Below are 13,250 nucleotides of genomic sequence, written 5' to 3'. Positions count from 1 at the left end.
GGATGGCGTAGAGCGGAGCGAAACCCATGCGGATCGGCGCGGCCCATGATGGGTTTCGCCGGGCTCTACCCATCCTACGGTTCTGTGCCTTGGGGAGGCTGGAAGGCCGCCGCAAGCGCAACGGCGCGGGTTTCAGGCGACTGACGGTGCTTTTCAGGGGCAGCGATGGGCTTCAGAATCCATACCGAACCCACCTCCCCGGGAATCGAAACGCGTGGAAGTTTCCGCCGCCTCCATCTCCGACGCCAGCTCCGCCCAACTCGCCATGAAGGTGCAGGTCGCCGTGCTCAAGCAGTCGATGGACATTCAATCCCAGAGCGCCCTGGCGCTGCTGGAGGCGGTGCCATCGCCGGTTTCCAGCAACCCGCCGAACCTCGGCAACACCATCGACGTAATGGCCTGAGCCGCTGCGCTCGGCGTCCCCGATCCGTCCGCTTTCCTCAGTCGCCGTTACCCGGCTCGCTGCACACACGGTTGCGCCCTGACTGCTTGGCCCGATAAAGGGCGCGGTCGGCGCGGGCGATCAGGCTGTGCAGGGTGTCGTCCGGGTGCATCTCGGCCAGGCCGATGCTCACCGTCACCTGCAATTCCTTGCCTTCGAACGGGTAGTGCTGCGCCTGCACCTGCTCGCGGATCTTCTCCGCCAGCAGGAAGGCCGTGGCGCTGCCGCTGTCCTTGAGCAGCAGGATGAACTCCTCGCCACCCCAGCGGCAGATGATGTCCGACTGGCGCAGGCCGGCTTTGAGGTTCTGCGCGAAGCCATGCAGCACATGGTCGCCGGCCAGGTGGCCATAGGTGTCGTTGAGCACCTTGAAGTGGTCGAGGTCCAGCAGCAGCGCCGTCAGCGGGCGCTGTTCGCGGCGGGCTTCCTGCAGCGCCTGGCCGGCGAGGATGTCGAAGCCACGGCGGTTGGGCAGGTCGGTCAGCACGTCGGTGGTGGCCAGCGCGGCGATGCGCACCTGGTAGCGGCGCACCAGCAGGTTGAGCAGGGTGAGCACCACGGCGGTGACCACCAGGCAGATGAACAGGTTGAGGTAGAGCGTGTTGCGGATGTGCGAGAGTGCGCCGTCCTCGGCCTTGTCGACGAACAGGTACCAGTCCAGCTCGGGGATGAAGCGCACGTTCAGGTAGTGGCTGTCGCCCTGTTCGTTCCAGGTGAAGTCGCCGCCCTGGGGGCGCGGCAGCTTGGCCACCAGGTCGCGCATGCCGTCGATATCCGCCAGGTTCTGCCCGACCGTGGCCCCCATCGGCCCGCCCTGGGCGCTGGTCAGCACCAGCTTGCCGGTGGTGTCGACGAAGTAGATGGAACGCTCGTAGCGCTCCTGGTAGGCGTCGATCAGCTTGACCACCGCATCCACCGTCAGGCCCACGCCGGTGGCGCCGATGAAGCGGCCGTCGTAGTCCAGCACCTTGTAGTTGATGAAGATGGTCATGCGGTCCTGGTTGGCCATGTCGACGTCGACATTGATCTCGTAGGGCTCCTTCATGTCGCGCACACGGTAGTACCAGACGTCGCGCTGCTCGTCCTCGCTCACCTTCTTCAGCACGCCCTTGGCCTGGTAGTAGGTCTGGGTGCGCTCGGAGATGTAGAAGCTGGTGAAGGCGCCGTAGTGCTCCTGCACCTCGCGCAGGTAGCGGGTCATCTGCCCCGGGTCCTGCTCGCCCTGCATGGCCCAGTCGCGCAGGAAGGTGTCGCGGCTCATCATCGAGGAGATGAGGATCGGCCGCACCAGGTCCTTCTGGATCTCGGAATAGACGTTGTCCGAGGTCAGCGGCAGCTCGGTGTTGACGATGCTGTCGCGGATCGACTCCAGGGAGGCGTAGTAGCTCACCAGCGAAGTGACGAGAAAGCCGCTGGCAAGCAGCAGCACGAGCAACACCACCAGCAGGTGCTGGGTCTTTCTGGAGCGTGGGCTGGAAGGCATCGGGCGAGGAGGTCCCTGGTCAAGTGGCACTATGCTAGCCACTCGTCAGGGCGGCGTCACGGGTGATATGCCCGGCATTTCAGCCTTTGGGCACCACCACCTCGCTGATCCAGGGCTCCAGGCGCTTGCCGTAATTCAGTTGCAGTTCCAACGGCCCGTTGGGCGGCATGTAGGCGCTGTCGCGCAACTGGTTGTCCAGAGCCTCACGCCAGTGGAGGGGCACCTGCACGGCCGGCACCGCGAGCCGCGAAATCTCGCCCACCATGCGCGTCTTGCCGTCGTCGGTGCGCAGCCAGACATAGACTTCGCCACGCACCACCGCCTGTCGCTGGCGGTCGGGGTGGCGTGCACGCAGGGCTTCGGCGTCCAGGCCGACGTCGACCACGAACAGGCGGCTGGCGGTATCACGTTCCTGCTCCAGCGCCTTGCGGGCGTCCGACTCGCGCTCCTTGCGTTCACTGTCGCCCGGGTCGCGGGCCAGGGCCTCGGTGGCCTTTCGCAGCCGCTGTTCGGCGCGCTGCAGCGCCTGCTGCCGGGCCGGGCCGTCCAGTTCCAGCACCAGGAAGGCTTCATGGGTGTTCAGGTCGATTTCATTGGCGGCCGGGTCATAGGGCGGGAAGCCGAGCTCCACCAGGCGGTCGTTCTCCAGCCATTCACCCCGGTATGGCTCGTCCTCGTCGTTGAGCGGCAGTACGCGCCAGTCCAGCCTCAGGGCCAGGGCGCTGTTTTCATCGCTGCCCCAGCCGAAGCTGGTGTAGTCGCGGTGCACTTCCCGTTCGCTCAGGCGCAGGCTGCTGTCCGGCTCGCCGGAGCGGTTGTACCAGGCGCCGCCGAACACCACGGCATTGGTGGCCAGCACCAGGGCCAGGGCGGCGGGCAGGGCGTAGGTGCGGTCGAAGAGCTTCATGGGCGTTCCTCCCCATTGAGCCAGCTGCGGCGCAGGCGGCCCAGCACCAGCAGGATGAGCACGGCGATCAGGCCGAGCAGCAGGAAGAACAGGTACTTGGGCATCAGCTCCCACCACCAGTCGAAGAGCTTGGTATAGAGGAAGATGATGAAGAAGGTCAGGGCGCCGTTGACCACTTCGGGCCAGTCGCGGCGGGTGCCCAGCCAGATGCCCAGGGCCGCGAGCACGAAGCCGGCCAGCTGGTAGCCGCCCTCGATCAGGTCGTGGCTGCCGGGCAGGTAGCTGCCGCTGCCCCAGTTGGCGAGGATCAGCAGGGTGAGGAACAGGGTGATCAGCCCCACCAGGCGGTAGGTGGCGGCGAAGCCGGCGTAGCCCGCCTGGGAGATGAACTGCGGGATCAGGAACACCCCCAGCGCGGCCGGGATGAAGTTTTCCGGGCGCTCGCCCACCTGCAGCCAGTAGCAGCCGCCCCAGCTGCCGACCCGTGCCGAGACGAAGCCCATCAGGCAGATCAGCCCGGCCACCAGCAGCAGGCGTGCGTCACAGCCATAGGCCAGCAGCAGGGCGAAGGCACCCCAGGCGAGGAAGGCACGGTCGGAGGGGGTGATGTTGAAGATTTGCCCGAGCATCACCAGGTTCAGCACGAAGGCGACGAAGGTGAGCATTGCCGCCAGCTTGCTGAAGTAGCCGGAGGGGTCGCGGCGGCGTACCTGCCAGGTCAGCGCCAGGCCGAGCAGCGGCGCGCCGCCCAGGATCAGCACCTGCGCGCTTTCCGGCAGCAGGCCCCAGAACTGGTAGAAGAAGAACAGCAGGCTGGCGCCCAGGGCCAGTGCGCCCAGCAGCGAGGCGATGCGCATGCTCAGGGAGAGGCGGCGGGTCTGCTTGTCGGAGTCGATATCGAAGCGGTCGTGGAAGTCGGCCAGCACCCGGCGATGGCGCTCGCCCAGGCGCGCCATCTGCGCGTCGTCCAGGGGCAGTGCCTGCTCCTGGCGCAGGCGTTCCGCTTCACGCTGGAAGGCCTGGATGTCGTCAGCGCGTTGCTGCGCCTGGTCGCGGTTTTGCGGCTGCATGGCGGGTCCTTTTGCGTGCGTTGCCGCCTCGCACTCTAGAACCGTCGCGGTGGATGGGCAATGCGTAGAGTGCGGGCGCGCGACATGGATCGCTTTATGGCAACGGGCACAGCCTTGTAGGAGCGGCTTCAGCCGCGAAAGACCCGCCGCCGGCACCTTGCTGCGAGCGGCCGGATGATCCATCGCGAATGAGTTCGCTCCCACAAAATGGAGAGGGGCGTGCCGTGTGTGGCCCCTACGCTTCTTCCATCACCACCACCCGCTGCCCGGCGCGCACCGGGGAACCGGGTTGCACGCGGACTTCGCGGACCACGCCGTCGCGGGGGGCGGTGAGGGGGATTTCCATCTTCATCGACTCCAGGATCACCAGCACATCGCCGGCCTTCACGCTGGCGCCGGTCTCCACCTGCACCTGCCAGAGGTTGCCGGCGATATGGCTTTCGATGGCGTGCTGGCCGGCGCCCAGGGGCGCGTCTTCGCCCAGGTCCGGCGCCAGCTCCTCGCTGTCGAAATGCGCCTGGCCGGAGGCGATCCAGCGTTCCCGCTCGGCGTTGAAGGCCGCCTGCTGCTGGGCGCGGAAGGTGGCGATGCCCTCGGCTTCGGTGGCGAGGAAGGCCTGGTAGTCGGCCAGGCGCAGCTCGCTGTGCTCGATGCGCAGCGGGAAGCGCCCCAGGGGGAAGTCGCGGCGGATGCGCAGCAGCTCATCGGCGCTTACCGGGTAGAAGCGGATCTGGTCGAAGAAGCGCAGCAGCCAGGGCTTGCCGTCGAAGGCCGCGACGTCGCGGTAGCGGTTCCACATCTGCAGGGTGCGGCCGACGAACTGGTAGCCGCCGGGGCCTTCCATGCCATACACGCACATGTAGGCGCCGCCGATGCCCACCGAGTTCTCCGCCGTCCAGGTGCGCGCCGGGTTGTACTTGGTGGTCACCAGGCGGTGGCGCGGGTCCAGCGGGGTGGCCACCGGCGCGCCGAGGTAGACGTCGCCCAGGCCCATCACCAGGTAGCTGGCGTCGAACACCGTGCGCTGCACCTCGTCGAGGTTGGGCAAATCGTTGATGCGGCGGATGAACTCCAGGTTGCTCGGGCACCAGGGCGCGTCCTTGCGCACCGTGGTCATGTACTTCTCGATGGCCAGCTGGCAGGCCGGGTCGTCCCAGGACAGCGGCAGGTGGACGATGCGCGATGGCACGGCGAGGTCGCCGGCGGCGCAGACGCCGTCCCAGAGCCCCGCGACCACCTGCAGCAGGCGTTCCAGGGGCAGGGTCTCCGGCTGGTAGTGCACCTGCAGCGAGCGGATGCCGGGGGTCAGGTCGATGACGCCTTGCAGCGCCTCGGCCTCCAGTGCCTGCATCAGCGCGTGGCCGCGGAAGCGCAGCACCAGGTCCAGCTCCGCCGCGCCGATCTCCAGCAGCAGATGGGTGTCGCCGGAGAGGCGGGCCACCAGGCGTGTGGCGTCCTGGCCCAGGTCGAGGACGATGGGGCTCGAAAGCTCGGCCGTACTTGTAGGAGCGGATTCATCCGCGATTTGGCTGCTACCCGCATCGCGCATGAATTCGCTCCCACGGAGGGTGGTGCATTCGCGGTTGCGTGCCTGGGCCAGTTCCCGCGCCGTGGTGATATCCACCGGCTCGAAGCGCACCTTGTCGCCAGCCTTGAGCTGGCCGAGCTGCCAGAGGTCGGCTTCGATGATGGTCACCGGGCAGACGAAACCGCCGAGGCTGGGGCCGTCCGGGCCGAGGATCACCGGCATGTCGCCGGTGAAGTCCACCGCGCCTATGGCATAGGGGTTGTCGTGGATGTTGGAGGGGTGCAGGCCGGCCTCGCCGCCGCTCTCGCGCACCCATTCCGGCTTCGGGCCGATCAGGCGCACGCCGGTGCGGCTGGAGTTGAAGTGTACTTCCCAGGCGGTGGCGAAGAAGGTCTCGATATAGGCCGGGGTGAAGTATTCGGGCGCGCCGTGGGGGCCGTAGATCACCCGGATGCGGCGCAGCGCCGGCAGCGGCGGGCACAGCTCGGCGGGCAGGCTGGCGCCGGCTGCATGGTCGGCCAGGTGCAGCAGGTGCAGCACGTCGCCGGCGCGCAGGGCACGGCCGCCATGGCCGCCGAACTGGCCGAGGGTGAAGGTGCTCTTGCTGCCCAGGTAGTCCGGCAGCTGCAGGCCGCCGCGCAGGCACAGGTAGCTGCGTGCACCGGCGCCGGCGATGGTGCCGAGTGTGAGGGTGGCGCCGGCGGGAACCCGCAGCGCGGTGTTCAGCGGCTGCGGTTGACCGTCGAGGGTGAGCGGGATCGGCGCGCCGGTGACGGCCACCACCGCGTCGGTGTTGAAGCGCAGGCTGGGGCCGCTCATGGTGATTTCCAACGCGGCGGCGCCTTCCTCGTTGCCCAGCAGGCGGTTGCCCAGGCGCAGCGCGCGGCTGTCCATGGGACCGGACGGCGGCACGCCCACGGCCCAGTAGCCGAGGCGGCCGGGGTAGTCCTGCACTGTGGTTTGGGTACCGGCGCCGAGCACCTCGAAGGTGTGGGCGCGGTAGGTGAGGTTTTCCAGGCAGCGGGTCCAGGGCTGGCCGTTGGCGAAGGGTGCGTCGATCAGGATCTGCCGCAGGTAGTCGCGGTTGCTTTCCACGCCGTAGAGCAGCGAGCCGGCCAGGGCGCGATCGAGGGCAGCGCTGGCCTCGTCGCGGGTCGGCGCCCAGGTGATGAGCTTGGCGATCATCGGGTCGAAGTAGGGCGGGATCTCGCAGCCGGCTTCCACCCAGGTGTCGATGCGCAGGGCGCGACCGTCCGCCTCGGGGAAGTGCACGGCGGTGAGCAGGCCGGGGCTGGGCTGGAAGTCGCGGCCCGGGTCCTCGGCGTAGAGGCGCGCCTGGATGGCGTGGCCGCTGGGGCGCAGCTCTTTCGCCAGCTCGGCGAGCGGGGGCAGGGTGCCGGCGGCCAGCTCGACCATCCAGCGCACCAGGTCGACGCCCCAGACCTGTTCGGTGACGCCGTGCTCCACCTGCAGGCGGGTGTTCACTTCGAGGAAGTAGAAGCGCTCGGCCTCGCTGTCGTAGACGAATTCCACGGTGCCGGCGCTGCGGTAGCTGACCGCCTTGGCCAGCTGGATGGCGGCGGCGCAGAGGTCCTCGGCCATGCCGGCGGGCAGGTTGGGCGCGGGGGTTTCCTCCAGCACCTTCTGGTTGCGCCGCTGCACCGAGCAGTCGCGCACGCCGAGGGCGATCACCTCGCCCTGGCCGTCGCCGAACACCTGCACTTCCAGGTGGCGGGCCCGCTGGATGTACTTCTCGATGAACACTCCGGCGTCGCTGAAGTTGTTCTGCCCCAGGCGCTTCACCGCGTCGAAGGCCTCGCTCAGCTCACTGGCCGAGCGGCACACGCGCATGCCGATGCCGCCGCCGCCGGCGGTGCTCTTGAGCATCACCGGGTAGCCCACCTGTTCACCGGCCACCAGCGCCGCGTCGAGGCTTTCCAGCAGCTCGGTGCCTTCGAGCATCGGCACCCCCTCGGCCTTGGCCAGGGCGCGGGCGGTGTGCTTGAGGCCGAACACCCGCAACTGCTGCGGCGTCGGCCCGACGAAGGCGATGCCGGCCGCCTCGCAGGCTTCGGCGAAGGCGGCGTTCTCGGAGAGGAAGCCGTAGCCGGGGTGGATCGCCTGGGCGCCGCTGTCGCGGGCCACGGCGAGGATCTTCTCCACCACCAGGTAGGTGTTCGCAGCCGGGCCTTCGCCCAGGCTATGGGCCTCGTCGGCCTGCTGGATGTGCAGGCTGGCGATGTCCGCCTCGGAGTACACGGCGACGCCGCGCACGTCGAGCTGGCGCAGGGTGCGGAGGATGCGGCAGGCGATAACGCCGCGGTTGGCGATCAGCAATTTCTCGAACATGAGGTCGGCCTCATGGGGGGCGGGCCGTCCCGCCGGAATTGGGTCTGCGCCACGGTCGTCCGCGGAGCATCAGTTGGAATCTGGAATCTGGAAGCTGGAAGCCAGAAGCCAGAAGCCAGAAGCTAGAAGCTAGAAGCTAGAGCGTCGGCTCCGATTTTTTCGGCGGTGTTTGCAGGCATTGCCCTGAGCGGCTCTGGCACAGGCGGAACAGCCAGCGCCGAAAGGCTTCCTGCCTCCGGCTTCCCGCTTCCAGCTGCTCTTTCACTCCCATACCAACACCTGCGCCGGGGTGGGGTTGTAGCCGTTGCAGGGGTTGTTCAGCTGTGGGCAGTTGGAGATGAGGACGATGATGTCCATGTGCGCGACCAGCTCGACGTATTTGCCGGGGGCGGAGATGCCGTCCTCGAAGGTGAGGCCGCCTTCGGGGGTGACCGGCACGTTCATGAAGAAGTTGATGTTGGCGCTGATGTCGCGCTTGGCCAGGCGGCCGTCATGCAGGCTGGCGCGCAGGAAGTTGTCGCGGCAGCTGTGCATGTAGCGGGTGTCCAGGGCGTAGCGCACGGTGTTGCTTTCCTGGGCGCAGGCGCCGCCGAGGGTGTCGTGGCGGCCGCAGGTGTCGGCGCTGATGCTCAGCATGGGGTTGCCGAGGTTCGAATAGAGCACGCTGCCGGCGCTGAGGTAGACGCGGTTCTGCTTGCGCAGGGTGCGCTGCACGTCATAGCGCTCGCGGGGGTTGCGCGCGCTGTAGAAGAGGGTGTCCACCGCCTGGTTACCCTCCAGGTCGAGCAGGCGCAGGGTCTGGCCGGCCTTCACTTCGGTCATGAAGGGTTCGCCGGCGGCGATCACGGCGGTGTAGACGGCGGCTTCGGGGTGCTTGTCGCTGGGAGTGGGGTTCATCGGGCAGCCCTCAGATGTACAGACGTTCGGTGTTGTGGAAGCCGCGGCCGTTTTCCGGGCGCGAGGTGCGGCAGAGCACGCTGATGCCGTCGCTCTCGACCTTGTGCCAGCTCAGGTTCACCGGCTTCGGGGCGTAGACGGGGTCGGGGTCCATGGGGTGCTGCAGGGCGGTGAGCACCACCAGGCTGTCCATCGGCGCGTAGAGCTCGACGTAGTCGCCGGCTTTCGAGTGGCCGGGCTGGAAGTGGAAGCAGCCGTCGGCGTCCACCGTGACCTTGCTGAACAGGTTCAGGCACATGAGCAGGTCCTGCAGGTTCAGGTCCCACTTGCCCATCTCCACCAGCAGGTTGTCGACGCCGTTGCGGAAGAAGCCGTTGCGCAGTTCCTGGTAGCGGCCGGCGCCGTATTTCTCCTGCACTTCATTGGCGCTGAGTACGCCGCCGAAGCTGTCGTGCCAGCCGCAGCTGTCGGCGGTGATGGCGGCGAGCACGCGGCCCATGTCCGAGTACAGGCAGTGGCCGGCGGTGAGCTTGGCGGTGTGCTGGCACTTGAGGCTGTCCGGCAGGTTCAGGCGCTCGCTTTTCTCGGCGGCGTTGAACAGCAGCAGGCTGACGTTGGCGCCGCCCTCGATGTCGCTGATGCGCAGCAGCTGGCCGCGCTTGAGGACGAAGGAGGTGTGGCCGCCGCCGGGGACGGTTTCTTCATAAAGGGTGGGGCGCAGGGCCAGGGGTGCGGTCATGGGCGGGCTCCTTTCAATGGGCCGGGGCGGGCTGCAGGGCACGGGTGACGCGCTCCGGCAGGGCTTCGACGGCGGCGCGCGCGGCGCGGCGGTCGCTGTTCAGGGGGATGTCGTAGGTGATGCGCGCGCCATAGGCGCCGGGCGCCTGCGGGTCATGGCGGACCTTGTCGAAGACCATCAGCCGGGTGCCGAGGGTGAAGCCTTCGGCCAGGTCGTGGGTGACCATGAACACGGTCAGCCGGGTTTCCTGCCACAGGCCCAGCAGCAGCTCGTGCATGTCCTTGCGGATGCCCGGGTCGAGGGCGCCGAAGGGTTCGTCCAGCAGCAGCACGCGGGGCTTCATCACCAGGGCCTGGGCGATGGCCAGGCGCTGCTGCATGCCGCCGGAAAGCTGCGCGGGGTACTTGTCCAGGGCGTGGCCGAGGCCGACCTTCTCCAGCATCACGGCGGCCTGTTCGCGGGCGGCGCGACGGGCACCGCCGAACAGGCGGCCGAACAGCGGCGCGCGGGGCAGCTCCAGGCCGAGGGCGACGTTGTCCAGCACCGAGAGGTGGGGGAACACCGAGTAGCGCTGGAACACCACGCCGCGGCTGGCGTCGGGCTCGGCCACCAGGGGCTGGCCGTCCAGCAGCAGCTGGCCGCGGCTGGGCGTTTCCTGGCCCAGCAGCATGCGCAGGAAGGTGGACTTGCCGCAGCCCGAGGCACCGACCAGGGTGCAGAACTCGCCTTCGGCGACGCTCAGGCTGAGGTTCTCCAGCACCACCTGGTCGCCGTATTCCTGCCACAGGTTTTTCACTTCGATGAAGGCGCTCATGCCTTGGCTCCTTCGTACCAGGGGAAGGCCAGGCGGGTGAGCTGGCGCAGGCCCAGGTCCATCAGCCAGGCGAGCAGGGTGATCCACACCACGTAGGGCAGGATCACGTCCATGGCCAGGTAGCGGCGGACCAGGAAGATGCGGTAGCCGAGGCCGTCGGTGGAGGCGATGGCTTCGGCCGCGATGAGGAACAGCCAGGCCGAGCCCAGCACCAGGCGCAGGGAGATGAGCAGGCGCGGCAGCAGCTGCGGCAGCACCACGCGCAGGATCAGGGTCCAGGTGTTGGCGCCCAGGGTCTGCGCCTTGATCAGCAGTTCGCGGGGGATCTCCCGGGCGCGCTGCTCCAGGTCGCGGGCGAGCACCGGGGTGATGCCGATGACGATCAGCATCACCTTGGACAGCTCGCCGAGGCCGAAGACGATGAACAGGATCGGCAGGATCGCCAGCGGCGGCACCATCGACAGCACCGTGAGCAGCGGCGACAGCGGCGCGCTGAACAGCGGCAGGGTGCCGGCGGCGATGCCCAGGCACAGGCCCAGCAGGGCGGCGACGGCGAGGCCGATGGCCAGGCGCTTGAGGCTGGAGGCGCTGTCCTGCCAGAACAGGTATTGGCCGCTGCGCTTGTCTTCGGTGAAGGCCAGGCGTTGCACCGCGTCGACCATCTGCGTGGCGCTGGGCAGCAGCTTGTCGTTGGGGTTTTCCGTGAGCCGCGCCGCCGACCCGGTGAAGTAGGCGAACAGCAGCAGGGCGAAGGGCAGCAGGATCAGCAGCAGCCTTCCTGCACGGTCCGGGTGGCGGTTGATCAGGCGCATGGCGAGGTCTCGGTGATAGGGGGCGGGTAGGTTGGTGCCGAGGAACGAGGCCCAACGTTGGGCCGCGCTGCGCTTGGCACCAACCTACGGAACCGTGTCGGCGGTCAGAGCTTCCCTTCCGCGGCCATCTGCACGTAGGTCGGGTCGAAGCGCAGCTTGACGTTGGCCTTGTCGCCGGTGACCACGCCCTTGGCGAAGCTCATGCCCACCGCGTGGGCATCCTTGGCGCCTTCACCCAGCAGGCCGTGGGCGAAGGAGAAGGTGGCCACCTTATCCATGGTCGCCGGCAGCTTCGGGCTGGTGACGAACTCCAGGGCCTCGGCCGGTGTGGCGAACAGGCGGGTGGCGTCCAGCTGGGCCTGGTAACCGGCCAGGTCTGTGCCCGAGGCCTTGGCCATGTGCGTCAGTGCGGCGGTGCTCTCGGCGCTGCCGGCCTTCATCAGCGCGACGATCTCGAACCAGGCACCGGTCAGCGCCTTGCCCAGGGCCGGGTTGTCCTTCAGGGTCTCGGTGTTCACCACCATCATGTCCATGATCTCGCCGGGCACCTTGCTGGAGTCGAACACCAGGCTGGTGCCGGGCTTGGCCTTGATCTCGGCGAGCATCGGGTTCCAGGTGGTTACCGCCTGCACTTCGTCGGTGTCGAAGGCGGCGGCGATATCGGCATCGGAGGTGTTCACCACCTGCACGTCCTTCTCGGCCAGGTGGGCGCGCTCCAGGGCGCGGGCCAGCAGGTAGTGGGAGACGGACAGCTCCACCAGGTTCACCGGCAGGCCCTTGAGGTCGCCGAGGGTCTTGCCTTCACCCTTGAGCACGATGCCGTCGTTGCCATTGGAGAAGTCGCTGACGATCAGCGCGGTGCTGTCCACGCCGCCGGCAGCGGGGATGGTCAGGGCGTCCATGTTGGTCATGGTGCAGCCGTCGAACTGGCCGGCGGTGTACTGGTTGATCGACTCGACGTAGTCGTTGAGCTGGGTGACCTGGATGTCGATCCCGTACTTCTTCGCCCATTTGTCGACGATGCCCTGGGTGGCACCGTATTCCCATGGCATCCAGCCGGCATAGATGGTCCAGCAGACGTTGAAGCTGTCCTTCTGCGCTGCGTTGGAGTTGAAGCTGATGGCGGCGGCTAGGCCGGCAGCGAGTACGGCGAACAGACGGGGCTTGCGCATGGATGACCTCCAGTTCGGTTAGGGACAGCGGGAGCGTCGCGGCACTTCCCTGCATGCAGGGGCGCGTTCTCCCGGGCTTTTGTCCCGCCGTGTAACCTCGGAGGAGGTCGCCGGCTCTCGGACCAGCCACCCGCTTTCGCGAGCCGGAACCCTAGCCAGCCATTGCAAGTTGTGGTGCCGCGGACCCCGGCTTCCACCGGGTTGCTCCTGCACGCCTGATCCTTAGCGAAGGCCGTGCCAACCCGGCGCGAGCCGCTGGCGGCGGGCGTTGTGGGGCAGGGCGGAGTGAATGCCAGCGCTGTAAAGGGGCGGGGCGTGCCCGTCTCTGGGGCGGGGCGCTTCATGCTGGTGCGCGGTAATAACTGGAAATGGATTTTGCCGACGGAGGGATGCACACCGGCCGTGTGAAACGGTGTCGAAGATTGTGGGAGAAATCCCGGGTGCCGACATTCGTTGGCGCCGTCCCAGCGGTCGAAGGAGGCCGCCATGTCCTATCGAACGATGTTGATCGCAGTACTGGGCCTGTCCCTGGGTGGTTGTGCCGTCTACGACTATGACGACGATTACCGTGGCTACCCGCGCAGCTATGGCGGCGGTGGCTATGTCGTGCAGCAGCCGGCCTATTACCAGGGTTCCCCGACCTATTACTACCGGACCGAGCGCATCTACCAGCCGCAGCGCTACTACCAGGTGCGCCCGCAGCCCTACCAGCCGCCGCGCAATGACCGCCGCTACGACGGGCGCAACGACCATCGCTACGACCGCCACGACGATCGCCATGACAACCGGCACGACTCGCGGCGTTGGGACAACCGCAACCCGCCGCGCCCGGACTGGAACGAGCGTCGCCACGACTACACCCCGCGCCTGCAGAACTGGGGCGGCAACCGCCCGCCGCAACAGGGCTGGAACCAGGGCGGCGGTCGCCCCAGCTACGCTGTGCCGCCGGCCTACCAGGTGCGCCCCCACGAAAACCCCATCCGCCCGCACCGCAGTGACTGGTCGCAGCAGAACCGTCGCTAAAGCAGAGCACTGAA

11 protein-coding genes and 1 riboswitch are annotated in these 13,250 nt (G+C 67.8%); of the genes, 2 read left to right on the top strand and 9 right to left on the bottom strand.

All coding sequences use genetic code 11. The features are described from left to right. Positions 1-214: 214 nt before the first annotated feature. The gene (locus PSm6_RS28645) at positions 215-403 is read left to right on the top strand and encodes a YjfB family protein (protein ID WP_021218087.1); all 189 of its coding nucleotides are present in this window, start codon (positions 215-217) and stop codon (positions 401-403) included. Positions 404-440: 37 nt separating this feature from the next. On the opposite strand, the gene PSm6_RS28640 is transcribed toward PSm6_RS28645, so the two are convergent. The 9 genes from PSm6_RS28640 to PSm6_RS28600 all read right to left on the bottom strand — a co-directional run bounded on the left by PSm6_RS28640 (position 441) and on the right by PSm6_RS28600 (position 12,213). Further along, positions 441-1,925, bottom strand: a complete 1,485-nt coding sequence (locus tag PSm6_RS28640) for a sensor domain-containing diguanylate cyclase (protein ID WP_021218086.1) — start codon at positions 1,923-1,925, stop codon at positions 441-443. Between the two features lie 79 nt (positions 1,926-2,004). Beyond that, positions 2,005-2,832 (bottom strand): DUF4824 family protein, encoded by an 828-nt coding sequence (locus PSm6_RS28635; protein WP_265169003.1) that lies wholly within the window; start codon positions 2,830-2,832, stop codon positions 2,005-2,007. Next, on the bottom strand, positions 2,829-3,902 hold the full coding sequence (locus PSm6_RS28630; protein WP_265169001.1) for a DUF2157 domain-containing protein: 1,074 nt from the start codon (positions 3,900-3,902) through the stop codon (positions 2,829-2,831). The genes PSm6_RS28635 and PSm6_RS28630 overlap by 4 nt, the downstream gene beginning before the upstream one ends. A gap of 235 nt (positions 3,903-4,137) precedes the next feature. After that, the gene (uca, locus tag PSm6_RS28625) at positions 4,138-7,779 is read right to left on the bottom strand and encodes an urea carboxylase (protein WP_265168999.1); all 3,642 of its coding nucleotides are present in this window, start codon (positions 7,777-7,779) and stop codon (positions 4,138-4,140) included. Between the two features lie 261 nt (positions 7,780-8,040). Then, positions 8,041-8,676: an urea amidolyase associated protein UAAP2 gene (locus PSm6_RS28620; protein WP_021218082.1), complete on the bottom strand. Its 636-nt coding sequence runs from the start codon at positions 8,674-8,676 to the stop codon at positions 8,041-8,043. A gap of 10 nt (positions 8,677-8,686) precedes the next feature. Beyond that, positions 8,687-9,415: an urea amidolyase associated protein UAAP1 gene (locus PSm6_RS28615; protein ID WP_021218081.1), complete on the bottom strand. Its 729-nt coding sequence runs from the start codon at positions 9,413-9,415 to the stop codon at positions 8,687-8,689. A 13-nt stretch (positions 9,416-9,428) separates the two neighbouring features. Next, positions 9,429-10,229, bottom strand: a complete 801-nt coding sequence (locus PSm6_RS28610; RefSeq protein WP_021218080.1) for an ABC transporter ATP-binding protein — start codon at positions 10,227-10,229, stop codon at positions 9,429-9,431. Continuing rightward, positions 10,226-11,041 (bottom strand): ABC transporter permease, encoded by an 816-nt coding sequence (locus PSm6_RS28605; RefSeq protein WP_021218079.1) that lies wholly within the window; start codon positions 11,039-11,041, stop codon positions 10,226-10,228. Before PSm6_RS28605 ends, PSm6_RS28610 begins: the two co-directional genes overlap by 4 nt. Before the next feature lie 104 nt (positions 11,042-11,145). Then, a complete protein-coding gene (locus PSm6_RS28600) occupies positions 11,146-12,213 on the bottom strand; it encodes a putative urea ABC transporter substrate-binding protein (RefSeq protein WP_021218078.1) in 1,068 nt (355 codons plus the stop codon). Positions 12,214-12,279: 66 nt separating this feature from the next. Next, a riboswitch (guanidine-I (ykkC/yxkD leader) is annotated at positions 12,280-12,379 on the bottom strand. A 320-nt stretch (positions 12,380-12,699) separates the two neighbouring features. Here PSm6_RS28600 and PSm6_RS28595 point away from each other — a divergent pair. Further along, positions 12,700-13,236, top strand: a complete 537-nt coding sequence (locus PSm6_RS28595) for a hypothetical protein (RefSeq protein WP_265168998.1) — start codon at positions 12,700-12,702, stop codon at positions 13,234-13,236. Positions 13,237-13,250: the final 14 nt, after the last annotated feature.

The organism is Pseudomonas solani (genome assembly GCF_026072635.1).
Taxonomy (GTDB): Bacteria; Pseudomonadota; Gammaproteobacteria; order Pseudomonadales; family Pseudomonadaceae; genus Metapseudomonas; species Metapseudomonas solani.
This window is presented reverse-complemented; position numbering and strand designations above follow the sequence as displayed.